This is a genomic window from Amycolatopsis sp. NPDC114505, from assembly GCF_055633615.1.
The window spans coordinates 972999-996779 of record NZ_JBVKDV010000001.1 but is presented as its reverse complement, the minus strand read 5'-3'; the positions used below and the strand labels follow the sequence as shown (position 1 = coordinate 996779).

Genomic DNA, 23781 nt, shown 5'->3' with positions numbered 1-23781 from the left:
CAGGGTAGCCACGCCGAAGGACGCCCGGAACGTGACCCTGAAGTGCTCGCTTCTACACTTTGCGCATCAAGGCACAAGCGCCCGCGCGGGTGACCATGACTCAGGCAACGAGGTAATGCAGTGGTGGCGACCGATCCGCAAGCCGACATGGCAGCTGCTCAGCCGTCCTCGATCGGACTGGTGGGGCAGCTCATCCGCTTCGCCCTGATCGGTGGCTTCTGCGCCCTGGTCGACCTGGGCACGTACACGCTGCTGACCCAGGTGGCCGGGATGGCCACTTCACCGTGGGTCGACGTCGCCCGCGCTATCAGTTTCATCGTGGGCACCACCACGGCGTTCTTCCTGAACCGCAAGTTCACCTTTTCGGGTGGGCGGCGCGACGGGAAGGCGCAGGTCGGCTCGTTCGTCCTGCTGTACACCGTGACGTTCTTCGTCGCGGTCGGGGTGAACCAGCTCATGCTGCAGGTGCTGCCGGAGTCCGCGTGGCAGCACACACTGTGCTGGGCCGTGTCGCAGGCGACTGCCACGGTGATCAATTTCGTGATGCTCAAGTGGGTCGTCTTCCGCGAACCGTCGACTGAGGAGAACTGAGGAACTCAATGCCCGGTAAAACAGCAACCCCGGCGCCGACCACCGAAGCCGGCGCGGCCGCCGAGACGCGGTTCACCGAGCACACTCCGCAGGGTCGCCTGACGGCGCAGCGCGGGCTCTACGCCGGCCCCGCGCCGATCGTGAGCAAGGACCTCTACGCCGAGCTCGAGTGGGGCTCGGCCGTGCGGGAACGTGCGGTGATCACCATCGAGCCCGCCTCCAAGGTGTCGGGCAACACGTACTTCGGCCGGTTCCCGGCCAGCTACTGGCAGCGCTGGTCGACGGTGTCCGAGGTCTCGGTCGAGGCCGTCGTCACCGGCACGGGCCTGCTGTCGATGGGCGCGTCGGACGTCGAGGGCGAGCCCCGCGTGGTCGCCGCCGAGCAGGTCGCGGACGTCAAGCAGGCGAAGGTGACGCTGACCGCGCAGCTGGACAAGTTCTACGACGGCGGCGCGCTCTGGCTGGACCTCGAGACCGAGGGCGGCCAGACGCTGCGCGTCGAGCAGGTCCGCTGGACGGTCGAGGCCCCGGAGAAGATCCGCCCGACCGCGGTGACCATCTGCACGATGAACCGCGCCGACGACTGCCTGAAGAACCTGCAGGCGCTGGCCGCGGACGTGTCGTCGCTGGACACCCTGGACGCGATCTACGTCGCCGACCAGGGCACCGACCTCGTCGAGTCCCGTGACGGGTTCGAGCAGGTCGCGAAGGACCTCGCCGACAAGCTGCACTACATCAAGCAGCCGAACCTCGGTGGCGCGGGCGGCTTCACCCGTGGCCTCTTCGAGGTGGCCGGGCACACCGCGACCGAGCACGCGAACGTCCTGTTCATGGACGACGACGTGCTGCTGGAGCCGGACCTGGTGATCCGGATGACGGCGTTCTCCAACCGCGCCGCCAACCCGATCATCGTCGGCGGCCAGATGCTCAACCTGTTCCACCCGAACCAGCTGCACGTCGGCGCCGAGTACGCCCGGCTCAACACGCTCGAGCCCGGCCAGCCGGTCGAGCACTCCCTCACGACGGCCGACCTGCTCGGCGTCGACGAGGAGACCCTGAAGCCGAACCGCCAGGAGCGTCGCCTCGACGCCGGCTACAACGGCTGGTGGAGCTGCCTGATCCCCTACGAGGTCGTCCAGGCCACGGGCTACCCGATGCCGTTCTTCTTCCAGTGGGACGACGCGGAGTACTCCTACCGCGCCCGCGCGCACGGTTTCCCGACGGTGACGCTGCCGGGTGCGGGCGTGTGGCACGCGGACTTCCACATGAAGGACTGGGACGAGTGGCACCGGTACTTCAACCTGCGCAACTCGATCATCACCGCGGCGCTGCACTCGCCGTTCAACCTCAACCTGCTGTCGCGGGTCCTGCTCGCGCAGCTGGTGCGCTACCTGCTGGGCATGCAGTACGGCCTGTCGGCCACGCTGATCAAGGCCGTCGAGGACTTCCTCGAGGGCCCGGAGATCCTGCGTGACGGCGGTGTCGAGGCGATGAAGGAGATCCGCCGCATCCGCGACCAGTACCCGGAGACCAAGCGTCACAAGGCGACCGACGTCCCGGGCATCGCGTCCAACGACATCGGCATCATCAACAGCGCCCCGCGGCCCAGCATGCAGCGCCTGGTCCTGATCAAGCGAGTGCTGGACCGAGTCCTCGGCCGCAGCCGCTTCGGCCTCGGCGCGGTCCCGATCGACGAGGCGAACTGGTGGCACATCGCCCTGTTCGACACGGCGGTCGTGACGGACGCGAACCAGGAAGGCGTCCGCGTCCGCTCGTACGACAAGGTCAAGATGTTCGACCTGGCCAAGCGCGGCGCCAAGGTGGTCCAGCGCCTGCGCAAGGAAGGCGCGGCGGTGCAGGAGCAGTACAAGCGCGCCATGCCGGAGCTCACGTCACGTGAGAACTGGAAGCGGCTGTACAAGCTCTGAGTCATCTGGTGGTCGAGGGCCGTCTCACGCTCGTCGTGAGGCGGCCTTCGCCGTGTCAGCCCAGCGTCGACTGGTGCCACTTCGCCCGCTAGCCGAGAGCTTCCACCGTCTTGCCGCACCAGCCGCGGGGGCTGCGGCTCGATGATTGTTCGTCCCTGACGAGCAGGTCTTCCCCTAAGTGTCGTACGCGGCGCTCGCCGCCGGGAACACCTGCGCGTCTCGGCTCAACGGCCGCGCGCTCCTCGGCCTCGCCGAACGAGCCGCCCGGCTGATCGAAGAGGCCGGTCGTGCCGACGTCGCCCCTCGCGGCGGGCCGAGTAGGCGGACATCCGGGCCGCGCTCGACGCCGGACTCGGCGAACCCCGCCGGCCTGCGCAGCCTGCGCCGAGCTGGCCTACCAGTCCGCGGGCTCGCTCGTGGCGGCGGTCGGCAGCCGGGCCGTGCTCGCCGGCGAACACGCCCAGCGTCGGTGCGCGCTGTCCGGCTAGCCGTGCATGCCGAACACCGTGCTCTTCCGGGTCAGGTCGTCGACGTACGCGGCGGCCACGTGGGCGAAGTTGATCGCGACCTCGGAGTGGTCCTTGGTGGTCACCGTCTCGACCGCGCCGGACTTCACGAGCTGGGCGAGCCTGCCCGCCAGCTTGCCGGATCCTTCGGTCGTCAATGCGAACAGCAGGGGCTCCCCGCCGGTGGCGAGGTGCAGCACGAGTGCGGGTTTCGGGTCGGCCATGCGTCCATCGGACCAGCGGCGATCTTGCCTGGGCAAGCGGGTTCGCTGAGGGCGGATGGACTACCGTTTTCCCCAAGTCCGGAAGAACCCGCGGGGGGATGGAAGCGATGCCGCACTCGTTCTCGCTGTCACTGGCAGCGGTGGACATCCTGCTGGAGCAGCTCGGGCTCGGCCGCGCGCCGACGCCGTTCGAGGTCCCGCACGTCGGCACCACCGTCGAGCAGCGCGCGATGATCCGCGACGCCGTCGTCCGCGACCTGACCGGTCGCAACCTGTGGAGCCGCGGCCGGCTCGACGCGGACGCCGAGCTGGCGCTGGCCACGTTCGTCCGCGGCAGCGTCGTGATCAACGCGGCCGCCGAGCTGGGCGATCGTCACCTCTTCGCGCGCGTCGCGTCCGACGGTCAGTTCGCGGTGCTCGCCCGCCAGGACGAGAACCTGATCGTCTTCGAGGAGGTCCGCCCGACGGGTATCGTCCCGGCGATCGTCGACCTCCTCCCGCTGACCCCGGCGGCGCCCGGCCAGTCGGTCACCATCGCCCGCCCGGCGGAGAAGCCCCGCCACCAGCGCCGCGACGAGGCGTACGACCCGTTCGCGGGCGTGAGCGGCCCGCGCTCGACGAGCAGCGCCGGCGGCCCGCAGGTCCGCATGATCGAGCGGGTGTTCCAGGAGCCGAAGAAGCGCGTGGGCCAGTTCACGGCCCAGACCCGCGGCGGCACGTACCCACCCCTGGCCTGGTTCGACACGGAGTCCGGCCGCTGGCTGATGTCCTCGCGCGCGGCCGCGGACGGCCAGCGCTGGATCACCTACGCCCCGGCCGACAACGCCCGCCTGGCCCAGCAGCTGTACGCACAGCTCGAAGGCCAGTTCTGAGGGAACCGCTCGTCGCGGCCCCGCGTCACAGCTGAAGATCGGTGAACGGCAGTTGCGCAGGGTGCCCGGCTAGTAGACTTCCGGGTGCACACGCACGGGCGAAGCGATTCGGGGTGGACGGCGATGTTGATAGCTGACGGTGGGGGCGGCGGCTCCTTCGCGGATGTCATGAACCTCGGTGCCATCCAGGGCGTCACGGCGGAGACCCAGAAGCTGGTCGACGCGGCCAAGGGCGGCGGCTTCAAGATCACCCCGGAGGGCGTCAAGCCGATCCGGGACGCGTTGAACGATCTGGTCAACGACCTCACTGGTCTCAGTGACGCCACGATGACGCTCAACCAGTCGCCGCAGTTGGGCAACCACCCCTACGGCCACACCATCGCGGCCCACGACCAGAAGGGCGCCGCCCAGGCCGAGGACTCCGCGGGCGCCGTGCTGTCCAAGCTCCGGCAGGTGGCGCAGCAGGCCGACGAGGCCCTCGCCCGTGCCGCAGGGCTCTACAAGGAGACCGAGAACTCCGCTTTCGACAGCCTGCAGTCCAAGCCCTAGGGAATGATGAAACTCCTCGCACGCGCTGTCCTGCCCGTCGCCGCGGGTGCCTTTCTGCTGGCCGGCTGCACGAGCAGCCAGAACGGAACGGCATCGCCCGCCAACTCGGAGCCGCCCGGCGAGTCGAGTTCGTCGGTCCCGAGTGGTGTTTCGACCGAGTCGCTCGAACCGTGCACCCTGCTCACCGCGGCTGACATCAGCTCGTACAGCACATTCGGTGACGCGAAGGAGCAGAAGCTCGGCAAGGCGCGGGTCTGCAGCTACTTGAACAAGACCAGCACTGCCAGCGAGGAAAGCATGAGCATCAACGCCGCGATCCGCGACGACGCCCCGCTCGACTCGGTCGTCGACACCGGCGGCGGCGTCAAAGACCTCCAGGTGAACGGCCGTCCGGCCAAGGAGGCGTCGAGCCAGACGCCGCTCGGCTGCACCGTGGCTCTCGGCGTCGGTGCCAACGCCCGGGTCGACGTGAACGTCACCTCGGTGCGAACCGTCGAGAAGGCTTGCCAGATCGCTGAGGAAGTGGCCGAGAAGGCCGTCGAGCCGAAGCTGCCCAAGGGGTAAGGGGACCCAGATGACGACGCGACAGGGACCGCCGCCGAAGACCGCGGACAAGACGCCCCAGGAAGTCCAGGACATGGCGCCCGCCGATCGGGATGCCTACCTTCAGCAGAAGGCCGAAGAGGGCGTCGACCCCGGTAGCTGGTTGTTCGGGCCGGTCCAGCAGTGGATCGCCCAGGCCAACGCGAAGAACCAGTCCCAGGAGATGGGCGACAAGAACGTCGCCGACGCCACCAAGGGCCGTGACGTCGAGTACGTCCAGGGCCTGAACGCGTCGAACGCCGACTACAAGGGCACCGACCACAAGCAGCTCCAGGCGTTCCTGGAAAGCAACCTCGACGTCGAGCAGGTCTCCAGCGTTTCGACCGCCTACCACCAGGTCCACCAGGTCTTCGACAAGTTCGCGACGTCGATGAACACCGCCGTGAACGCCTCGAAGGGCACCTGGGAAGGCAGCGCCGCCGAGAACGCGCAGCAGTACTTCACCAGCCTCGGCAAGTGGTCCGACGCCAACTCGCAGAACGCGAAGCTGGCCTCCGAAACCATCTACGACCAGGGCCAGGCCGCTTCCACGGCGAAGAACTCCATGCCGGCCCCCATCCCGTTCTCCTGGGGTGACGAGTTCAAGTCCTGGGCGACGTCGAACCCGTTCAGCCTGCCGGACAACGTCGACAAGTCCATCCAGAAGCAGAAGGACAGCCAGGCGGCGCACGACCAGGCCGCCGGCGTCATGTCGACCTACGACAAGAACCTCTACGAGGCCGCGTCGAAGCAGCCCGCCTTCGCGCCGCCGCCCAGCTTCAGCACCGGTGGCGGCAGCGGTGACCCCAACGGTGGCGACGACAAGGGCGGCATCAACACCCCGTCCAGCGTGAACATGCCGGGCTCCGGCACGGGGAACCCGACGGGCAGCAACAACTTCACCACCGGCAACGTCCCCGGCCCGAACATCACGCCGCACATCTCCGGTCCCGGCTCGACGACCGGCGCGGGCCTGCTCCCGGCCGGCAGCACCACCACGCCCTCCGGCTTCACGCCGGGTGCGATCCCGGGTGGTGGGTCGACATCGAACCCGAACCAGTCCCTCGGCGGCATGCCCCCGATGAGCCCGATGCCCATGGGCGGCGGCATGAACTTCGGGGGCGACGAGGCCTACAACTCCAAGGTCGGCGGCGGTGGCGGCCGCGGGGCCGGCGGTGGCTTCGGCCCCGGCGGCTCCGGCGGTGCGAACGCGACCGGCGCGGGCTCGGCGTCGGGTGCGGCCCGGCCGGGTGGCATCGGTGCGGCCGAAGCGGCCGCGGGACGCGGGATGGGCGGCCTCGGCGCGGGCGGCGCGGCCGGTCGCGGCAGCGGCATGGGTGGCGGCGGCATGGGCCGCGGCCAGAAGGGCGAGGGTGACGAGGACACCGAGCACTCGCGTCCGACATACCTGGTCGAGGGTGACCCCGACGAGGTCTTCGGCACCGACCTGCGCACCGCCCCGCCGGTCATCGGCGAATAGACGGACGAACGAAAAGGGCCCCCGCCGGGAAGCGGGGGCCCTTTTCGGTGAAACCTCAGTAGCGGTAGAACTTCTCCGCCCGGCCCTGCCGCACCAGCTTCAGCCACTGCAGGAACGCCTTCGGGTCACGCTTCACGCCCACGAAGTACAGTCCGAACCGGACGATCTCCAGCGCGCCGATCTTGCGCATTCCCGGCTGGGACAACAGGTATCCGCGGTTGCGGTACGTGTAGTACCGCTTGACCTCGTTCTCCGGGTCCTGCGCGTGGAACTTGCCGCCCAGCATCGGCTTGAACTCGTCGGAGCCGTCCGGGTGCAGGTACTTCGTCTTCAGCGACGTGCCGAACGACAGGCCCGACCGCACCAGCCGGCGGTGCAGCTCGACCTCGTCGCCGCGGAAGAACAGGCGCAGGTCCGGCACGCCGACGACGTCCAAAGTGGACGCTCGGAACAGCGCGCCGTTCATCAGGGACGCGATGCCGGGCAGGAAGTCCACGCCCAGCTCGGACTGCGACCGCTTCCACGTCAGGCCGCGGCGCAGCGGGAACGCCAGCTTGTCCGGCGCGTCGATGTTGGACACCACCGGCGAAATCTCCGCCAGGTTCCGCTTGTCCGCCTCTTCCAGCAGGATCGCCAGCACGTTCTCGTCGGCCGGGCGGCCGTCGTCGTCGGCCAGCCAGACCCAGTCCGCGCCCAGCGACAGCGCGTGCAGCATGCCCAGCGCGAACCCGCCCGCGCCACCGAGGTTGCGGTGCGACGGCAGGTACGTGTGCGGCAGCGGGTAGTTCTCGACGACCTCGCGAGCGGAGTCGTCCGGGCCGTTGTCCACCACGACGAGGTGGTCGACCGGGCGGGTCTGGGCCGCGATGATCTTCAGCGAGTCCGCGAGCAGCTCCCGCCGGTGCCGCGTGACGACCACGCCGACGACCGCGCCGTCGGGCAGCTGCCGGGTCTCGCTGGTCATCATTCCCCGCCGTTCGTCGTCGCCGCCGGCTCGACGCCGAAGCGCGCCAAGGTCTCCTGGCTCATGTTCTCGAAGGGGTCGCGCCCCTTGTACGAGGTGAGGACGTCTCGCAGCGAACCCTGTTGCTTGAGATGACCTTCGTCCATCCAGATGGCCGAGTCGCACAGCTCGAACAGGAACTCGTCCGAGTGGCTGGCGAACACCAGGATGCCGGAGCGCTTCACCAGGTCCTTGAGCCGGTCGCGCGCCTTGTTGAGGAACGCCGCGTCGACCGCGCCGATGCCCTCGTCGAGGATCAGGATCTCCGGGTCGATCGAGGTGACGACGCCCAGCGCGAGCCGCACCCGCATACCGGTGGAGTACGTCCGCAGCGGCATCTGCAGGTAGTCGCCGAGCTCGGTGAACTCGGCGATGTCGTCGACCCGCTTCTCCATCTCCTTGGCGGTCATGCCGAGGAAGAGGCCGCGGATGATGATGTTCTCTTCGCCGGAGATCTCCGGGTCCATGCCGATGCCGAGGTCGAAGACCGGCGCGATCTTGCCCTGGATCCGCGACGAGCCGCGGGTCGGCTCGTAGATGCCCGCGAGCAGCCGCAGCAGCGTGGACTTGCCGGCGCCGTTGTGCCCGACCAGGCCGACCCGGTCGCCTTCGCGGAGGTTCAGGGTCACGTCGTGCAGGGCCTCGATGATCGGCACCTTGGACTCGGTGCCGATCTTGCCACCGACCTTGCCCAGGACGCGCTTCTTCATCGACCGCGTCTTCGCGTCGAAGATCGGGAAGTCGACGTACGCGTTGTGAACGTCAATGGAAACCATGTGTCACACCCAATAGGAGACGCGGGCACGGTAGTTGCGCATCGCGACGAGCGCGAGCGCCCACCCGACGACGGTGATGCAGCCGACCACGATCCAGTTCTCCGCGGAGAAGTCCTGGCCCAGCAGCGGCGCGCGCACCACCTGCATGAAGTGGTACAGCGGGTTCGCCTTGACGATCGGCAGGATCCACGAGATCTCCGACCGCTGGCCGCCGGCCAGCAGCTGGTCCACCGGCCAGACGATCGGGGTGCCGTAGAACAGCAGCTGGATCAGCGAGTTGATGACCTGCGGGATGTCGCGGAAGCGGGTCGAGATGATGCCGAACAGCAGCGTCACCCAGGCGGCGTTGATCGCGAGGAGGAGGAAGCCGGGGATGGCCAGCAGGATGGTCCAGCTGAGGCCCGGGTGGCAGATGCCGCCCACCTGGCACGCGCCGTTGCTCACGGAGTACGGGTTGCTGAGCGCGTTGAAGAAGATCACCAGCACGACGACGTAGACGATCATGTTGTGCGCCAGCAGCAGCGTCTGCCGCCACACGGTCCGCAGCATGTACACGCTCAACGGCGCCGGGAGCTGCTTGATCATCCCCTCGTTGGCGATGAACGTCTCCATGCCCTCGGACAGGCAGCCGCTGATGAAGCCCCAGATGATGAACCCGGTGGAGATGTAGGGCAGGAACACCTCGACGGGCACCTTGAACAGCTGTGAGTACAGCAGCCCGAGCCCGAGCGCGATGACCGCCTGGCTGATCGTGATCCAGAAGGGCCCGATCACGGACCGGCGGTAGCGCTGCTTGATGTCCTGCCAGCCGAGGTGACCCCACAGCTCGCGGGCTCGGAAACCGGCCTTGATGTCGGCGAAGGCTCGCGCGAACGTCTTGCTGTCCGACGTCGGGGGTGCCGACGTCGCTACGGGTGAGTCCGCGGCCTGAACCGTGCTGGTGGCATGCACGTGGACGAGGGTACCGATGGGATGAGCGGCGTCCGGGCCACCCCGCCCGTGTGGTAGAGGTTAGGGACCGCTACGCGGTGGGGTGTGTCCTGCGTGCTGGTACTTTCTCGGCTTATGACTGCTGCTCTCGGCGCGGCGAGCCTGATGGTCAACCTGCTCGCGGCCTACGCCGACCGGCCGGACCCCCGTTCGGTGGCCGTCGTCGGAAACCAGCCGCTCCCGCCCGACCCCCAGCGGGCGAAGGCGATCGACGCGTGCGACCTCGTGATCCGAGTCAACGGCTTCGTCGTCGACGAGCCGGGCGAGGAGGTCGTCGGCTCCCGGACGCACGTCGTGGTGTTCAACCGGGCGATCCGGGCGACCCCGTACGTCTTCCAGGACTACCGCAAGCGGCTCTACCTGCTGGTCGAGCCCGGCCGGATGCACTGGGAGCCGGAGGACGTGCCGGGCTGGTGGCCCGCCGACCTCGGCGCGGTCCCGGTGTCGAACCGCGAGGTCGTACTGCCGCTCTCGGACGCGCTGGGCCTGCCGACCCGCGACGAACCGACGTGGTCGACCACCGGCACGCTGGCCGCCTGGGTCGCGCGGACGTCGTTCCCGACCGCCCAGCTCGTGCTCACCGGGTTCTCGTTCATCGACAACCCGGACCAGACGTCGTGGGAGCACGCCGCCGGTGACTCCTGCATCGTCGGCCCGGAGCACCAGATCGCCGCCGAAGGGCGGTTGCTGGACTCCTGGACCAAGACCGGTGACACCACCCTCCTGCGCTAGAAGCGCGTCCCCACCCACGTAAGGACCCACTCATGGCAGTGCAGAAACTCGGCAGAGGCCTCGTCGACCGGATCGCCCGGCTCATCGACTTCCGGGTCGACGACCGCACGCGCAGCCTGGCGGAGCGCATCAACAACCTCGAGCACGCCACGGCCGACCACCGGCGCCGGCTGGACAACGCCGAGCAGAGCCTCGAGCAGGCCCGCGGCGACCTGCGCTGGACCCGCGCCGAGCTCGACCGCCTGATCCCGCACGTGGCCGCGCAGGAGGGCCGCCTGGAGACGCTGCGCGAGTCGATTTCGCTGGTGCCCAAGAGTGACAGCGGGCAAAACGCCGAGGCCCGCACGCTGATCGAGGAGATCCAGCGCCAGCACGCCCAGATCCGCGTCCGGCTCGCCGGCATCTCCCGCTACGAGGACCGGCTGCGCCGGCTCGAGGACCGGGTCGACGAGCCCGTCAGCCAGTAGCTTGCGCGCCAGGGAAGCCACCGAAGCGGACGCCGAGCTGCTGCTGGGCTGGCGCAACGACCCGCGGACGCGGCAGTCGTCGCGCTCAACGGCCGTGGTGGCCCTGGACGAGCATCTCGCGTGGCTGCGCGGGGTGCTCGCGGACCCGGACCGGCTGCTGCTGGTCGTGGAGCACGAGGACGCGGCGGCCGGCACCGTCCGGTTCGACCGCCGGGACGGCGACGGCTGGGAGGTCAGCATCACCCTCGCGCCGGAGCACCGCGGCCGTGGCCTGTCCGGCGCGGTGCTCGCCGAGGGGGAGCGGGCGGCCCGTGAGCGCCTCGGCGTCCGGGTCGTGCTCGCCGCGGTCCACCAGGACAACGCCGCTTCGGCGAAGCTGTTCGACCACGCCGGCTACGCCGAAGCCGCGCCTGCCGTCAGCGGCTTCCGGCAGCTGCGCAAGACTCTGAGCTGACCCGCAGTCCACCCCGGGGAGGCACCATGCACGACATCCGGTTCGGCGCGCACACGATCGGCCCCGGCCACGCGCCGTTCGTCATCGCCGAGATGTCCGGCAACCACAACGGCGACCTCGATCGGGCACTGGCGATCATCGACGCCATCGCGGAGACCGGCGCGCAGGCGGTCAAGCTGCAGACCTACCGCCCGGACACGATCACCATCGACGTCGACACCCCGGCGTTCCGGATCGGGGACTCGCATTCCCTGTGGGGCGGGGAAAACCTGTACAAACTGTACGAAAAGGCCCACACGCCTTGGGAATGGCACGCCCCGCTCTTCGAACGCGCTCGCGCTCGCGGGCTGGAGATCTTCTCCAGCCCCTTCGACCCGACCGCGGTCGAGCTGCTGGAGTCCCTCGACGCGCCGGCGTACAAGATCGCGTCGTCCGAGATCGTCGATCTGCCGCTGATCGACCTGTGCGCTCGCACGGGCAAGCCGCTCGTCATCTCGACCGGCATGGCGAACGTCGCCGAGATCGACGCCGCGGTGCGCACCGCGCGCAACGCGGGCAACGACCAGCTCATCGTGCTCGGTTGCACGGCGAGCTACCCGGCGTCGCCGACCGAGAGCAACCTGCGCGGGCTGCCGCTGCTGGCCGGCCTGACGCAGACGCTGGTGGGCCTCTCCGACCACACCCCGGGCATCGGGGCGCCGGTCGCGGCCGTCGCGCTCGGCGCGGTGGCCATCGAGAAGCACGTCACGCTGGCCCGGACCGACGGCGGCGTCGACTCCGAGTTCTCGCTGGAGCCGTCGGAGCTGGCCGCCCTGGTCACCGAGACGCACCGGGCCTGGGAGGCGCTGGGGCAGGCCGTGCTGGGCCCGCGCGAGAGCGAGAAGGAGGGGCTGCGGCTGCGCCGGTCCCTCTACGTCGTCGAGGACGTGCGTGCGGGCGACGAGGTGACGTCGGCGAACGTCCGGTCGATCCGGCCCGCCGGTGGTCTGGCCCCCGGTGAGATCACGGCCGTGGTGGGGCGCACCTTCCGCGTCGACGCCGCGAAGGGCACGCCCCTGACCTGGGACCTGATCTAGCCGAAGAACCCGCGCACGGCGTCGACAACGCGGTCGACGTCGGCGTCGGTCAGCGACGGGAACAGCGGCAGCGAAAGCTCCTGCTCGTAGTACGCCTCGGCGTTCGGGCAGAGCCCGCGCCGGTAGCCGAGGTCCTCGAACACCGGATGCCAGTACACCGGGATGTAGTTCACCTGGACGCCGATGCCGACCCCGCGCAGGTGCTCGAACAGCGCCTTGCGGCGGCCTTCGAGGACCCGCAGCGGGTAGAGGTGCCACACCGGGTCGGCGCCCGGGCGGCTCGGCGGCGTCGCCACGCCGTCGACGTCGGCCAGCGCCGCGCTGTAGCGGGCGTGGATCTCGGCGCGGCGCTTCTTGAACTCCGCGAGCCGGGTCAGCTGGCTGCTGCCGAGTGCGCAGAGGACGTCCGGCAGGCGGTAGTTGAGGCCGAACTCGTGGACTTCCTGGTGCCAGCCGCCCTCGTCCGGGTAGCGCTGCTCGGCGCGGTCGCGGACCAGGCCGTGGTTGCGGAACTTTCGCGCCCGGTCGAGCAGGCCCGCGTCCGGGGTGACGACAGCGCCGCCCTCGGCCGTCGTGAGGTTCTTGGTCGGGAAGAACGAGAACGTCGTCAGGTCGGCGATCGAGCCCACCGGACGGCCCTGCCAGGAGCCGCCGACGGAGTGCGCCGCATCCTCCAGCAGCAGCGCGCCCGCGTTGTGCGCGATCTCGCCCAGCGCGTCCAGCTCGGCCGGGTGCCCGGCGTAGTCGACGGCGGCGACGACCTTGGTGCGGTCGGTCACCGCGGCCTTCGCGGCTTCGACGTCCAGGTTGCCGGTGTCCGCCTCGACGTCCGCGAAGACCACCTTCGCGCCGTGCAGGGCGGCTGTCGCGGCAGTGGCGACGAACGTCATCGGCGACGCGACGACCTCGTCACCCGGCTTGAGCGCGGCCGCCGCGTACGCGACGTGCAAGGCAGCCGTGCCCGATGTGACTGCCACCGCCGGTGTCCCGCCGGTGTGCGCCGCGAGGTCGTTCTCGAACTGCTGGACCGCGGGCCCGGTGGTCAGCCAGTCGCCGCGCAGCACGCCGACGACGGCCTGGATGTCCTCTTCGCTGATGGACTGGCGTCCGTAGGGGAGGAAGTCAGGCATGCTGCTCGACCAGTTCGCGCAGCTCCTCGCCGTTCAGCCAGAGGTCGTTGGTGTCCGAGCGGTAGGCGGAGCCCTCCGGCATCGGCGTGCCGTCCGCCGGCGGCTGGAAGCCCCAGCCGGCGAGGTGCGGCTGCACGACGTAGCGGTCCTTGAGCTGGACCGTCCGGCGCGCGTCGTCCGGCGCGATCATCTCTTCGTGCAGCTTCTCGCCCGGGCGGATGCCGACCTCGTGCATCTCGCTGCCCGGCGCGATCGCCTGGGCCAGGTCGACCAGCCGCATGCTCGGGATCCGCGGCACGTACAGCTCGCCGCCGTGCATCTGGTCGAACGAGTCGACGACGAACCGCACGGCCTGGGGGAGCGTGATCCAGAAGCGGGTCATGTCCTTGTGCGTGATCGGCAGCGACTCGCCCTGCTCGGCCAGCTTGCGGAAGAACGGGATGACGCTGCCGCGCGAACCCATCACGTTGCCGTAGCGGACCACGGAGAAGCGCGTCACGTGCGCGGCCGCGTAGTGGTTGCCGCTGATGAACATCCGGTCGGCGCACAGCTTGGTGGCGCCGTAGAGGTTGATCGGGCTGGACGCCTTGTCGGTCGACAGCGCGACGACCTTCTTGACGCCGGTGTCGATCGCGGCCTCGATCACGTTCTGCGAGCCCATGACGTTGGTCTGGACGAATTCGAACGGGTTGTACTCACCGGTGTCGACCTGCTTGAGCGCGGCGGCGTGCACGACGTAGTCGACGCCGTGCATGGCGCGCTCGAGCCGGCGCCGGTCGCGGATGTCGCCGATGAACCAGCGCAGGCGCGGGTCGTCGTTGAACAACTGCCGGGCTTCGTACTGCTTCAGCTCGTCGCGGGAGAGCACGACCAGCCGGCTCGGGTTCAGTTCGGCGAGCGCGTGCGCGATGAACGCCTTGCCGAAGGAACCGGTCCCGCCGGTGAGCAGGATGCTGGAGCCATCCAGCTCGGACATCGTTGACCTCCGCGTTTCGGTGACTGTGGCCGTCGGCCATCATGTCACCCATGCGTGCAGCACCCGTGGTCAACGCCGTCATCCAGGCCCGGTCGTCGTCGACCAGGCTCCCCGGCAAGGTGCTGCGCCCGCTCGGCGGCCGCAGCGTGCTGGGCTGGGTCGTCCGGGCCGCGGCGGCCGCACCCGGCGTCGACCAGGTGGTCGTCGCGACGTCTTCGGACGCTTCGGACGACGAGGTCGCTTTTGAAGCCGCCCGCTGCGGCGCCGAGGTGGTCCGGGGCCCGCTCGACGACGTCCTCGACCGCTTCGGCGTGGCACTGCGCGAGCACCCCGCCGACGCCGTGATCAGGCTCACCGCCGACTGCCCGCTGCTGGACCCGGCGCTGATCGGCCAGCTCGCGGCGGTGTGGCGGGCCCAGCCGTCGCTGGACTACGTGAGCACGACGCTGGTCCGGACGCTGCCGCGCGGCTTCGACGCCGAGCTGGTGCGGGCCGCGGTGCTCGTCGAGCAGGTTTCGTCCGCCACCGGCGCGGACCGCGAGCACGTGACCTCGGGCATCTACTCGCAGCCGGCGCGCTACTCGTGCACCGGGATCGTGGTGAGCCCGGCGGCCGAAGACCTGCGCGTGACGCTCGACACCGTCGAGGACTGGGAGCTGCTGTCGGCGGTCGTGGCCGAGCTGGGCGACGGCGTCGGCGACTGGCGGGCGGTGGTCGCGCTGCTGCGGTCGCGGCCGGACCTGGTGGCGCTGAACGCGGACGTCGAGCAGAAGAAGGTCGGTTCGTGAGGCTGCTCCTGCGCGCGGACTCGTCGGCATCGATCGGCGCCGGGCACGTCTCGCGGGCGGTCGCCTACGCCGAGCGTGCGGTGGCGCGGGGCTGGAAGGTGGCGTTTTCGGGTCAGGTCGAGAACGCGGAGTGGCTCGCCGCGCGCTTCGACGAGCTGGGCGTCGAGCGCGTGCCCTTCGACCCGGCCGGGTTCGACGCGGTGCTCGTCGACCACTACCGCCTCGGTGACCTGCGGAAAGAGGTCAACGCGGCGGGCGCCCTGCTCGTCTCGATCGAGGACGACGTCTTCGGGCGCCGGCCCGCGGACATCGTCGTGGACTCGGGCTTCGCACCCGCTCCCCGGCCTGACGACGGCTCGGACGTCCTGCTGCGGGGGATCGCGTACGCACCGCTTCGGGACGTCGTGCGGTCCACGCGCCGGGTGCCTTCCGAACCGCCGCCGCACGTCACCGTGGCCTTGGGTGGCGCCGCCCAATGGGCGCCGACGGTCGGGTTGCTGCTTCGCGCGCTTCGCGACACCGAACTGCCGTTCGTGGCGGACGTGCTGGTGCGCGGCGAACACTCGTTGCCCGACCTGCTGCCGGGCCAGTCGATCCGTTTCGCGGCGCCGAGTCCCGCGCTGCTGGAGCTGTTCGCGACGACCGACGTCGCGGTGAGCGCGTCCGGGGTGACGTTCGTGGAGCTGTGCTGCCTCGGCGTCCCGACGGCGGCGGTGCAGCTGGTGGACAACCAGGAAGCGGGCTACCGGGCCGCTCTGGAGCTCGGCTTGGCGGCCGGGCTCGGCCACGCGGACTCCCTGGCCGACCGGCTGCCTTCGGTGACGGAAGTCCTGCGTTCACTGCTGTCCGACCCGGCGCTCCGGCAGCGGTTGTCGGCGACGGCGTCGTCCACAGTGGATGGTCTCGGCGTGGATCGGGTGCTGGATCGCCTCGAATCGAGGACCGGATCTGTCCGCGATCCCTCCTATCGTTGAAGCATGACGATCACCCCGTTCCGCATCGACATCCCGCAGGCAGCTCTCGACGACCTCCGCGCGCGCCTGGCGAACACGCGCTGGCCCGACCAGCCCGCCGACACCGGCTGGCGGCTCGGGGCGCCGGTCGACTACGTGCGCGAGCTGGCCGAGTACTGGCGGACGGGCTTCGACTGGCGGGCGCAGGAGGAGCGCATCAACGCCTTCCCCCAGTTCACGACGACGATCGACGGCACGAAGGTGCACTTCCTGCACGTGGTTTCCCCGGAGCCGGCCGCGACGCCGGTGCTGCTGACGCACGGCTGGCCGGGCTCGATCGTCGAGTTCCTGGACGTCATCGGCCCGCTGACCGACCCGCGCGCGTATGGAGGTGACCCGGCTTCGGCGTTGACGGTGGTGGTCCCGTCGATCCCGGGCTACGGCTTCTCGGGCCCGACCCCGACGTCCGACTGGGGCCCGGACCGCGTGGCGCGCGCGTTCGCCTCATTGATGACCCAGCTCGGGTACGAGCGCTTCGGAGCCCACGGCGGCGACTGGGGCGCGATCATCTCGCGCGAGCTGGCGACCCAGTTCCCGGAGCGGCTGCTGGGGATCCACGTGACGATGCTGGCATCGGCGGTGGCGCGGACACCGGCGGACCTCGCCGGCCTGCCGGACCAGGAGCTCGGCCGCCGGTCGTTGGAGAAGGGCCAGGCGTTCTCGGCATCCGGAACGGGCTACGCGATCATCCAGGCGACCAAGCCGCAAACGCTTGCGTACGGCCTGCACGATTCCCCCGCCGGCCAGCTGGCCTGGATCGCGGAGAAGTTCCGCTCGTTCTCGAACACGACAGAGGACCTGATCGACCGCGACGACCTGCTGGCGGACGTGTCGATCTACTGGTTCACGGAGACGGCCAACTCATCGGCGCGGCTGTACGCGGCCCTGACGGGAGGCTGGGGAGCCCCGCCGGCCTCGAACACGGTCCCGACGGGCGTAGCGGTCTTCCCGGACGACATCGGCCTCCCGATCCGGGAGCTGGCGGAGCGAACGGACAAGATCGTGCGCTGGACGGAGTTCCCTCGCGGCGGCCACTTCCCGGCGTTGGAGGAACCGGACGCCCTGATCGGCGACATCCGCACGTTCTTCAGCGGGCTGCGGGCCTGAGGGCCAGGGGGCCGACCCCCGTCCTTCCTTCGCGTTGCAGCGGCGCGGTTTTGAGGCTGCCCGCGAGCCGTGTCGGCGGCCGCGGTCCCGAGGACGATGACGGTCTGCTCGCCCATGCGTGGACTTTGGCGATCCCGGCCGGCTCGCCGCCAGGTGGCAGGAGTTCCAGGGCAGCCGGGGTCGCTGGTTCTGGCCGATGGCGTGTTCGAGGGCTGGGCAGATGCCGGCGAGCAGTCCCCGGATGCGGGTTGGCCTCGCTGGCCAGGTCGTCGTCGACCCCGACCAGCCTCCCCCAGCGCAGCCAAGGCCTCGTCGCCAACGTCAACCCGGGCGGGCCGCCGACGATGCTGAACGCGTCGCGGGCTGCGGGCTTGAGGGCCAGGGGGCCGGGACAGCGGCCCCCGCCCTTCCCTGGGGGCGTCCCCTTGGCAAGTCTATCGGCGGCCGCGGACAAACCTCGCGGCAAAGCGAGTTATCCACAGGGGTTGTCCACATCCCCTCCGGTCTGTGGACAACCCCGGATCACCCGTCAGAGGTACTGACCCGTCCCCGAGATCCCCGGCCCATGCGGCTCATGACCCCCGGCCGCCGCCGAAGGCCCAGCCGGCAACCCGCGCCGCATCTGCTCGAGCTGGACCCGCGCCGCCATCTGCTGGGCGAACAACGCCGTCTGGATTCCGCTGAACAACCCCTCCAGCCACCCCACCAACTGCGCCTGCGCGATCCGCAGCTCGGCGTCCGAAGGGGTCTCGTCGTCGGTGAACGGCCGGACCAGGCGCTCCAGCTCGTCCTGGAGCTCCGGGGCCAGCGAGGCCGCCAGCTCCTTCACCGACGTCTGGTGGATCTCGCGGACCCGGGTGCGGGACGCGTCGTCCAGCGGGGCCGCGCGGACCTCCTCCAGGAGCTGCTTGATCATCGTGCCGATCCGCATCACCTTGGCCGGTTCTTCGATGAGCTCGCCCACCGCCTCGGCGTGCTCCGCACCCTCGAGAGGCGAGCCGTCCTGCCCGACTACCACCACGTGGGGTGAAGATTCCTGGTCGGGGTCACCGGCTGTGAAGTTCGGCTCGGTCATGTGCTCCATCCTGGCTTGCGTTCGACACGCTCCGCGACACCTACGGGGCGTCCGTCTCCGAGCGTAGCGGCTATCGGGGTTCGCGGTGGCTCTCCACCCAACCCCGGACGCACGGCGAAACCGCACGTCCGTACGGTGTCCCCATGGCGTTCGACGTCGCTCGTATCCGTGGGCTCTTTCCCGCGCTGGGTGACGGCTGGATTCACTTCGACGGCGCCGCCGGAATGCTGGTCCCGGAACAGGTCGCTTCGGCCGTTTCCACGGCGATGCGCGCCCCGGTGTCGGGGCCGGGTGGAGCGTTTCCGGCCTCACAACGCGCGGAAAGCATCGTGACCGCGGCCCGCCGGGCCGTGGCCGACCTGGTCGGTGCCGACCCGGCCGCCGTCGTGCTCGGGCCGAGCTCGCCGGTGATGCTGCGCCGCCTCTGCGACGCTCTCGCCGAGCGCTGGACCATCGGCGACGAAGTCGTCGTGTCGCGGCTCGACGAACAAGCCAACCTCGCGCCGTGGCAGCGCGCCGCGAAACGCGTCGGTGCCGTCGTGCGGTGGGGCGAGATCGACATCGAGACCTGCGAACTGCCCGCGTGGCAGTACGAGCAGCTCGTGTCCGCGCGCACCAAGGCCGTCGCGGTCACGCTCGCGTCCGGTTCCGTCGGCACCCGTCCCGACGTCCCGACGATCATCGAGTTCGCCAAGCGGGTCGGTGCGCTGGTCGTCGTCGACGCCACTTACGCCGCGCCGTTCCTGCCGCTCGACATCAACGCACTCGGCGCCGACGTCATGGTCGTGTCCGCCCAGGCCTGGGGCGGGCCTTCGGTGGGGGCGCTCGTCTTCCGCGACCCCGAGCTGATCGAGCGCATCGCGTCCGTCTCGCTCGACCCCGGCGCGCGCGGCGCCGCGCGGCTCGAACTCGGTCCGCACGCCTACCCGCTGCTGGCCGGGCTGATCGCGTCGATCGACTACCTCGCGGGCCTCGACGACGCCGCGTCCGGCTCGCGCCGCGAACGGCTGGTCACCTCGCTCGGCTCGGCGAAGTCCTACCACGCCGGCTTGCTCGCGCAGCTGTCGACGGAACTGTTGTCGTTGCGGCACATCATGGTCATCGGCAACGCCATGCGCCGGATCCCCGCACTCGCCTTCGCGGTCGCCGGCAAGAAGTCGCCCGAGGTTGCCGAGTACTTGGCTTCGCAGGGGTTGTGCGCCTTCGCCGACGACGGCGCGGCGGGCGTCTTCGCGTCACTCGGCGTCGGGGAAGTGGGCGGCGCCGTCCGGATCGGGCTCGCCCACTACTCCAACGTCTTCGAGATCAACCAGCTCGTGCGCGTGCTGGAAGAACTCCGCTAGGACTTCGCGGCCAGCAGGATCTTCCCGAACACCGAGCCTTCTTCGAGCGCGCGGTGCGCGGACGAGGCTTCGGCCATCGGCACGACCTGGCCGATGATCGGCTTGACGAGACCGTCGGAAACCAGCGGCCACAGGCGTTCCCGGACGTCGGCGACGATCGCCGCCTTCTGGTCCAGCGGCCGGAAGCGCAGGCCCGCGGCGAACACGTCGGCCCGCTTCCCGAGCAGCGCGCCGACGTTCAGCTCGCCCTTGACGCCGCCCTGCATGCCGATGATCACCAGCCGGCCGTCCTGCTTCAGGGCGTCGACGTTGCGGCCCAGGTAGGACGCGCCCATGTTGTCGAGGATGACGTCCGCGCCGCCGGTCTCCTTCTTGACGACCTCGACGAAGTCCTCTTCCTTGTAGTTGATCGCGAGGTCGGCGCCGAGCTGGCGGCAGCGGTCGAGCCGATCCGCCGAGCCGGCGGTCACCACGACCGTCGCGCCCAGTGCCTTGCCGACCTGGATGGCGTGCGTGCCGATGCCGCCGGCGCCGCCGTGGATCAGCAGCACCTCGCCCTCGGCGAGCTTCGCGTGCATCACGACGTTCGCCCACACCGTGCACGCCACCTCGGGCAGGCCGGCCGCGGTGATCAGGTCGATCTCGGCCGGCACCGGCAGCAGCTGCCCGGCCGGGACGACGGCCTTCTCCGCGTAACCGCCGCCCGCGAGCAACGCGCAGACCTCGTCGCCGACGTTCCAGCCTTCGACGCCTTCGCCGAGTTCGGCGATGGTGCCGGAGCACTCCAGGCCGATCGTTTCGCTGGCGCCGGGCGGCGGCGGGTAGTGGCCCTGGCGCTGCAGGAGGTCCGCCCGGTTCACCGCGCTCGCTGCGACGTCCAGCAGCACTTCGCCGGGGCCGGGGCGCGGATCCGCGACCTCCGCCCACTCGAGAACGTCCGGGTCACCTGGCTCACGGATGGTGATCGCGTACATGTGTCGACTGTATACCGGCGACCGAAGTTCCCGCCGAATGACGCATTGACCTTCCCGGCATAGGGAACAAAAGTGTCCAAACATGTCACTAACCCGAAGAACCCTCGTCCCAGTGGCGCTGGCCGCCTGTACGACGCTCGCGCTCGGTATGACCCCGGCCGGCGCGAAAGCGGCTCCCGACGGTCCCGCGCTGGCGAAGCAGCTCGTCAAGAAGGTCGATGTCGGCGGAATCAACCGCCACCTCATCGCCCTGCAGCGGATTTCCGACGCCAACGGCGGGACGCGCGCGGCGAGTACCGACGGGCACAAGAAGTCCGCCGAGTACATCGCGACCAAGCTCGAAGCGGCCGGCTTCCAGGTGACCCGCCAGGAGTTCCCGTTCACCTTCGCCGAGACCCTCGCGGAGAAGCTGACCGCGGGCGGCGCTGACGTGCCGGTCATCGCGATGGAGTACACGACGAACACCCCGGTCGGCGGCATCACCGCGCCGCTCTCGGTGGTCGCGGTCGACGACACCAGCGGCTGCGAGGCCACCGACTACACCGCGGACGTCGTCGGCAAGATCGCGCTGATCAAGCGCGGCGGCTGCTCGTTCGCGCAGAAGCAGGCGACCGCCGCGGACGCGGGCGCGATCGGCGCGATCGTCTACAACAACACCGACGGCGCCTTGAACGGGACCCTGGGGGACCCGGCCGCCGCGAGGATCCCGACCGGTGGCGTCACGGCCGCCGCGGGCGCGCAACTGGCCACGCTCGGCGGCCAGAGCGTGACGCTCGAGCTGCGTGCCTTCCAGGAGGCGCGGACCAGCTACAACGTCATCGCCGAAACCAAGACCGGCCGCAAGGACAACGTCGTGATGCTGGGGTCGCACCTCGACAGCGTCCCGGCCGGCCCGGGCATCAACGACAACGGCACCGGCTCGGCCACGCTGCTCGAGACGGCGCTGCAGCTGGGGAGCAGCCCGAAGGTCAACAACGGCGTCCGCTTCGGCTTCTGGAGCGCGGAGGAGTTCGGGCTCGTCGGCTCGACCTACTACGTCGACTCGCTGACCTTCGAGCAGCAGCTCGACATCGCGCTGTACATGAACTTCGACATGATCGGCTCGCCGAACGCGGCGTACTTCGCCTACGACGGCGACAACTCCGACAACGTCGGCGCGGGCCCCGGTCCGTACGGTTCGGCGCAGATCGAGCAGACGCTCGCCGGCTACCTCAACGCGACGGGCATCCCGACCGAGGGCACCGACTTCGACGGGCGCTCGGACTACGGCGAGTTCATCGCGATGGGCATCCCAGCCGGCGGCCTCTTCACCGGCGCCGAAGGCCAGAAGACCGCCGCGCAGGCCGCGAAGTGGGGCGGCACGGCGGGTCTCGCCTACGACAAGTGCTACCACCAGGCCTGTGACAACCTGGGCAACCTCGACCGGGTCGCGCTCGACCGCAACGCGGACGCGGTCGCCTGGGCGGTCGGCGTCTACGGGACGAGCACCGAGAGCGTCAACGGCGTGAAGCCGGGCAAGAGCAAGACGGCCAAGCAGAAGGCCGCCGAACGCGGCGCGCAGCGGAACTTCTCCGCCCGCGCCGTCGCCGGTGACCCGCACGCGCTGACCGCGTAACCACGCAAAAAGGGGCCGTCCCCTCGCGGGACGGCCCCTTTCTGTGTGTCTCAGCCCAAGTTGTTGGTGCCGAAGGTGTCGCAGCGGGCCGGGTCGCCGGTCTGGAAGCCGGTGGTGAACCACTTCTTGCGCTGCGCGGACGTGCCGTGGGTGAACTTCGAACGGTCGACCTGGCCGCCGCCGAGGTTCTGCTGGATGTAGTCGTCGCCGATGCGGGACGCGGTGTCCAGCGCGGAGGCGATGTCGTCCTGCGTGACGTCGGTGATCAGCGGTTTGCCGCTCTCAGTCGGCGTCGTCGACGCGTGGTTGGCCCAGACGCCGGCGTAGCAGTCGGCCTGCAGCTCGAGGCGCACCGAACCGGACGTCGGGCCGGTGCCGGTGCCCTTCTTCGACGTGCCGAGCAGGTTCTGCACGTGGTGCCCGTACTCGTGCGCGAGGACGTACGCCTCGGTGAAGAGGCCGCCCTGCGCGCCGAAGCGGGTCTTCAGCTCGTTGAAGAAGGAGAGGTCGATGTAGACCTCGGAGTCGGCCGGGCAGTAGAACGGCCCGGTGTCGGAGGTGGCGCTGCCGCACCCGGTGCGCACGCCGCCGTTGAAGAAGTTCGTCGGCGCCTTCCGGTAGGTCGAGCCGGAGCGCGAGAACTGCTGCGTCCAGTAGTCCTGGACGGAGTTGACGACCGCGACGATCGCGCAGTCGTGGTTCTTGTTGGCGTCCGCGCCGGTCTTGCACTCGCTGGACAGCTTCGAGTTGTCGACCGCCTGGCCGGAGCCGACGCCGCCGAGCCCGCCGCTCAGGCCGCTGCCGCCGGTGCTCACCCCACCGAGCTGGGAGAGCACGAAGTAGATGATCACCCCGACGACGCCGAGTCCACCGCCGCCGAGCGCAACGCGGCCGCCGATCCCGCCGCCGCCACCACCGCTTCCGCGCAGGTCCTGGACCTCGGAGGCGTCCAGGCCGGCGTCGTCGTCGAATCTCACGAAGGAGATGGTAACGAGCCTGGGTGCGGCCGTCGCGCTGGCGGCCACACCCAGGCTCTGTACCGAGGTTGTGTCTTTTGGTCGTGCGGTTGGCCGCGACCGGGCCGGCGTTCAGGCGCTGTCGTCACGACTGCCGAGGTCGTGACCCGATACAGGCCAGATCGACGCCGTATGCGTGAACGCATGGAAGCCCGCGTAGGTGCTGTTCACGGTGAGGATTGTTGTGCCGTCGGCCGGTGCACAACTTCCGACAAACCTCGCGTCTGAACGCGGGGCGCACCGGCCTGACCACAACAACCCTCAATCGCGCCCGGCCCGTTCGTGAACCGTTCCGGTCGCGGGGACACAGCAGGCGGTCAACCGCGAGGATCACCCGTCACGCAACCACCTGACCTCTCCCGGCGGGGAGCCCGGGCCGGCACGTCATCGTCGCCGCGCCCTACCCTGGCCGACCATCCGCAGACAAGCAGAATGCGCCTTTTCTGGCCGAGTCTCAACCTTTTCGTAACCCCACCTCCGGGTGATGTTGCGACGGCATTTTTACCGGCACGCA

Annotated in this window: 24 protein-coding genes; 15 read left to right on the top strand and 9 right to left on the bottom strand. The window is 69.9% G+C overall.

Going from position 1 to position 23781, the window contains the following annotated elements; all coding sequences use genetic code 11:
- Positions 1-120: 120 nt before the first annotated feature.
- Positions 121-591 carry a GtrA family protein gene (locus ACZ7OU_RS05120; RefSeq protein ID WP_470239904.1) on the top strand — a complete coding sequence of 157 codons (471 nt, stop codon included), beginning with the start codon at positions 121-123 and terminating at the stop codon, positions 589-591.
- Positions 592-599: 8 nt separating this feature from the next.
- Positions 600-2519 (top strand): glycosyltransferase, encoded by a 1920-nt coding sequence (locus ACZ7OU_RS05115; protein ID WP_470239903.1) that lies wholly within the window; start codon positions 600-602, stop codon positions 2517-2519.
- A gap of 484 nt (positions 2520-3003) precedes the next feature.
- Here ACZ7OU_RS05115 and ACZ7OU_RS05110 read toward each other — a convergent pair whose 3' ends face one another.
- Positions 3004-3249 (bottom strand): hypothetical protein, encoded by a 246-nt coding sequence (locus ACZ7OU_RS05110; protein ID WP_470239902.1) that lies wholly within the window; start codon positions 3247-3249, stop codon positions 3004-3006.
- A gap of 107 nt (positions 3250-3356) precedes the next feature.
- On the opposite strand from ACZ7OU_RS05110, the gene ACZ7OU_RS05105 reads away from it, so the two are divergent.
- From ACZ7OU_RS05105 to ACZ7OU_RS05090, 4 genes are all read left to right on the top strand, one after another.
- Positions 3357-4121: an ESX secretion-associated protein EspG gene (locus tag ACZ7OU_RS05105; protein WP_470254291.1), complete on the top strand. Its 765-nt coding sequence runs from the start codon at positions 3357-3359 to the stop codon at positions 4119-4121.
- Between the two features lie 123 nt (positions 4122-4244).
- A complete protein-coding gene (locus ACZ7OU_RS05100) occupies positions 4245-4670 on the top strand; it encodes a hypothetical protein (RefSeq protein WP_470254290.1) in 426 nt (141 codons plus the stop codon).
- A gap of 6 nt (positions 4671-4676) precedes the next feature.
- Positions 4677-5234: a DUF3558 domain-containing protein gene (locus tag ACZ7OU_RS05095; RefSeq protein ID WP_470254289.1), complete on the top strand. Its 558-nt coding sequence runs from the start codon at positions 4677-4679 to the stop codon at positions 5232-5234.
- Between the two features lie 10 nt (positions 5235-5244).
- Positions 5245-6732: a hypothetical protein gene (locus ACZ7OU_RS05090; protein WP_470254288.1), complete on the top strand. Its 1488-nt coding sequence runs from the start codon at positions 5245-5247 to the stop codon at positions 6730-6732.
- A 55-nt stretch (positions 6733-6787) separates the two neighbouring features.
- On the opposite strand, the gene glfT1 is transcribed toward ACZ7OU_RS05090, so the two are convergent.
- The 3 genes from glfT1 to wzm are packed head-to-tail and all read right to left on the bottom strand — an operon-like array spanning position 6788 to position 9462.
- Positions 6788-7696 (bottom strand): galactofuranosyltransferase GlfT1, encoded by a 909-nt coding sequence (gene glfT1 / locus ACZ7OU_RS05085; protein ID WP_470239897.1) that lies wholly within the window; start codon positions 7694-7696, stop codon positions 6788-6790.
- A complete protein-coding gene (gene wzt, locus ACZ7OU_RS05080) occupies positions 7696-8511 on the bottom strand; it encodes a galactan export ABC transporter ATP-binding subunit Wzt/RfbE (RefSeq protein WP_470239896.1) in 816 nt (271 codons plus the stop codon). The genes glfT1 and wzt overlap by 1 nt, the downstream gene beginning before the upstream one ends.
- Before the next feature lie 3 nt (positions 8512-8514).
- Positions 8515-9462, bottom strand: a complete 948-nt coding sequence (gene wzm, locus ACZ7OU_RS05075) for a galactan export ABC transporter permease subunit Wzm/RfbD (protein WP_470239895.1) — start codon at positions 9460-9462, stop codon at positions 8515-8517.
- 144 nt (positions 9463-9606) lie between these two features.
- On the opposite strand from wzm, the gene ACZ7OU_RS05070 reads away from it, so the two are divergent.
- Genes ACZ7OU_RS05070 through pseI form a run of 4 tightly spaced genes read left to right on the top strand, consistent with a single transcriptional unit; the run spans position 9607 to position 12230 of the window.
- Complete coding sequence (locus ACZ7OU_RS05070) at positions 9607-10233, top strand: hypothetical protein (RefSeq protein WP_470255883.1); 627 nt, start codon at positions 9607-9609, stop codon at positions 10231-10233.
- Between the two features lie 32 nt (positions 10234-10265).
- Positions 10266-10700 carry a hypothetical protein gene (locus ACZ7OU_RS05065; protein ID WP_470239894.1) on the top strand — a complete coding sequence of 145 codons (435 nt, stop codon included), beginning with the start codon at positions 10266-10268 and terminating at the stop codon, positions 10698-10700.
- A 1-nt stretch (position 10701) separates the two neighbouring features.
- Entirely contained in the window at positions 10702-11154 is a 453-nt protein-coding gene (locus tag ACZ7OU_RS05060; RefSeq protein WP_470254287.1) for a GNAT family N-acetyltransferase, read from the top strand.
- A 26-nt stretch (positions 11155-11180) separates the two neighbouring features.
- On the top strand, positions 11181-12230 hold the full coding sequence (gene pseI, locus ACZ7OU_RS05055) for a pseudaminic acid synthase (RefSeq protein ID WP_470254286.1): 1050 nt from the start codon (positions 11181-11183) through the stop codon (positions 12228-12230).
- On the opposite strand, the gene ACZ7OU_RS05050 is transcribed toward pseI, so the two are convergent.
- Both ACZ7OU_RS05050 and pseB read right to left on the bottom strand, forming a co-directional pair.
- On the bottom strand, positions 12227-13360 hold the full coding sequence (locus ACZ7OU_RS05050; protein ID WP_470254285.1) for a DegT/DnrJ/EryC1/StrS family aminotransferase: 1134 nt from the start codon (positions 13358-13360) through the stop codon (positions 12227-12229). The two genes, pseI and ACZ7OU_RS05050, sit on opposite strands and share 4 nt — an antisense overlap.
- On the bottom strand, positions 13353-14336 hold the full coding sequence (gene pseB / locus ACZ7OU_RS05045; RefSeq protein WP_470239890.1) for a UDP-N-acetylglucosamine 4,6-dehydratase (inverting): 984 nt from the start codon (positions 14334-14336) through the stop codon (positions 13353-13355). The genes ACZ7OU_RS05050 and pseB overlap by 8 nt, the downstream gene beginning before the upstream one ends.
- Before the next feature lie 41 nt (positions 14337-14377).
- On the opposite strand from pseB, the gene ACZ7OU_RS05040 reads away from it, so the two are divergent.
- From ACZ7OU_RS05040 to ACZ7OU_RS05030, 3 genes are read left to right on the top strand one after another with little or no spacing between them, the layout of a single operon-like run.
- A complete protein-coding gene (locus ACZ7OU_RS05040; protein ID WP_470254284.1) occupies positions 14378-15124 on the top strand; it encodes a cytidylyltransferase domain-containing protein in 747 nt (248 codons plus the stop codon).
- Positions 15121-16098 (top strand): spore coat protein, encoded by a 978-nt coding sequence (locus ACZ7OU_RS05035; RefSeq protein WP_470239888.1) that lies wholly within the window; start codon positions 15121-15123, stop codon positions 16096-16098. Before ACZ7OU_RS05040 ends, ACZ7OU_RS05035 begins: the two co-directional genes overlap by 4 nt.
- A gap of 3 nt (positions 16099-16101) precedes the next feature.
- A complete protein-coding gene (locus ACZ7OU_RS05030; RefSeq protein WP_470254283.1) occupies positions 16102-17244 on the top strand; it encodes an epoxide hydrolase family protein in 1143 nt (380 codons plus the stop codon).
- Positions 17245-17773: 529 nt separating this feature from the next.
- Here ACZ7OU_RS05030 and ACZ7OU_RS05025 read toward each other — a convergent pair.
- On the bottom strand, positions 17774-18328 hold the full coding sequence (locus ACZ7OU_RS05025; protein ID WP_470239886.1) for a bacterial proteasome activator family protein: 555 nt from the start codon (positions 18326-18328) through the stop codon (positions 17774-17776).
- Positions 18329-18462: 134 nt separating this feature from the next.
- Here ACZ7OU_RS05025 and ACZ7OU_RS05020 point away from each other — a divergent pair, with 134 nt between their 5' ends.
- On the top strand, positions 18463-19662 hold the full coding sequence (locus tag ACZ7OU_RS05020; protein ID WP_364613373.1) for a cysteine desulfurase-like protein: 1200 nt from the start codon (positions 18463-18465) through the stop codon (positions 19660-19662).
- On the opposite strand, the gene ACZ7OU_RS05015 is transcribed toward ACZ7OU_RS05020, so the two are convergent.
- On the bottom strand, positions 19659-20636 hold the full coding sequence (locus ACZ7OU_RS05015; protein ID WP_470239885.1) for an NAD(P)H-quinone oxidoreductase: 978 nt from the start codon (positions 20634-20636) through the stop codon (positions 19659-19661). The two genes, ACZ7OU_RS05020 and ACZ7OU_RS05015, sit on opposite strands and share 4 nt — an antisense overlap.
- An 82-nt stretch (positions 20637-20718) precedes the next feature.
- Here ACZ7OU_RS05015 and ACZ7OU_RS05010 point away from each other — a divergent pair, with 82 nt between their 5' ends.
- Positions 20719-22251 carry a M28 family metallopeptidase gene (locus tag ACZ7OU_RS05010; RefSeq protein WP_470254282.1) on the top strand — a complete coding sequence of 511 codons (1533 nt, stop codon included), beginning with the start codon at positions 20719-20721 and terminating at the stop codon, positions 22249-22251.
- A 50-nt stretch (positions 22252-22301) separates the two neighbouring features.
- Here ACZ7OU_RS05010 and ypfJ read toward each other — a convergent pair whose 3' ends face one another.
- Positions 22302-23228 (bottom strand): KPN_02809 family neutral zinc metallopeptidase, encoded by a 927-nt coding sequence (gene ypfJ, locus ACZ7OU_RS05005; RefSeq protein WP_470254281.1) that lies wholly within the window; start codon positions 23226-23228, stop codon positions 22302-22304.
- Positions 23229-23781 lie beyond the last annotated feature (553 nt).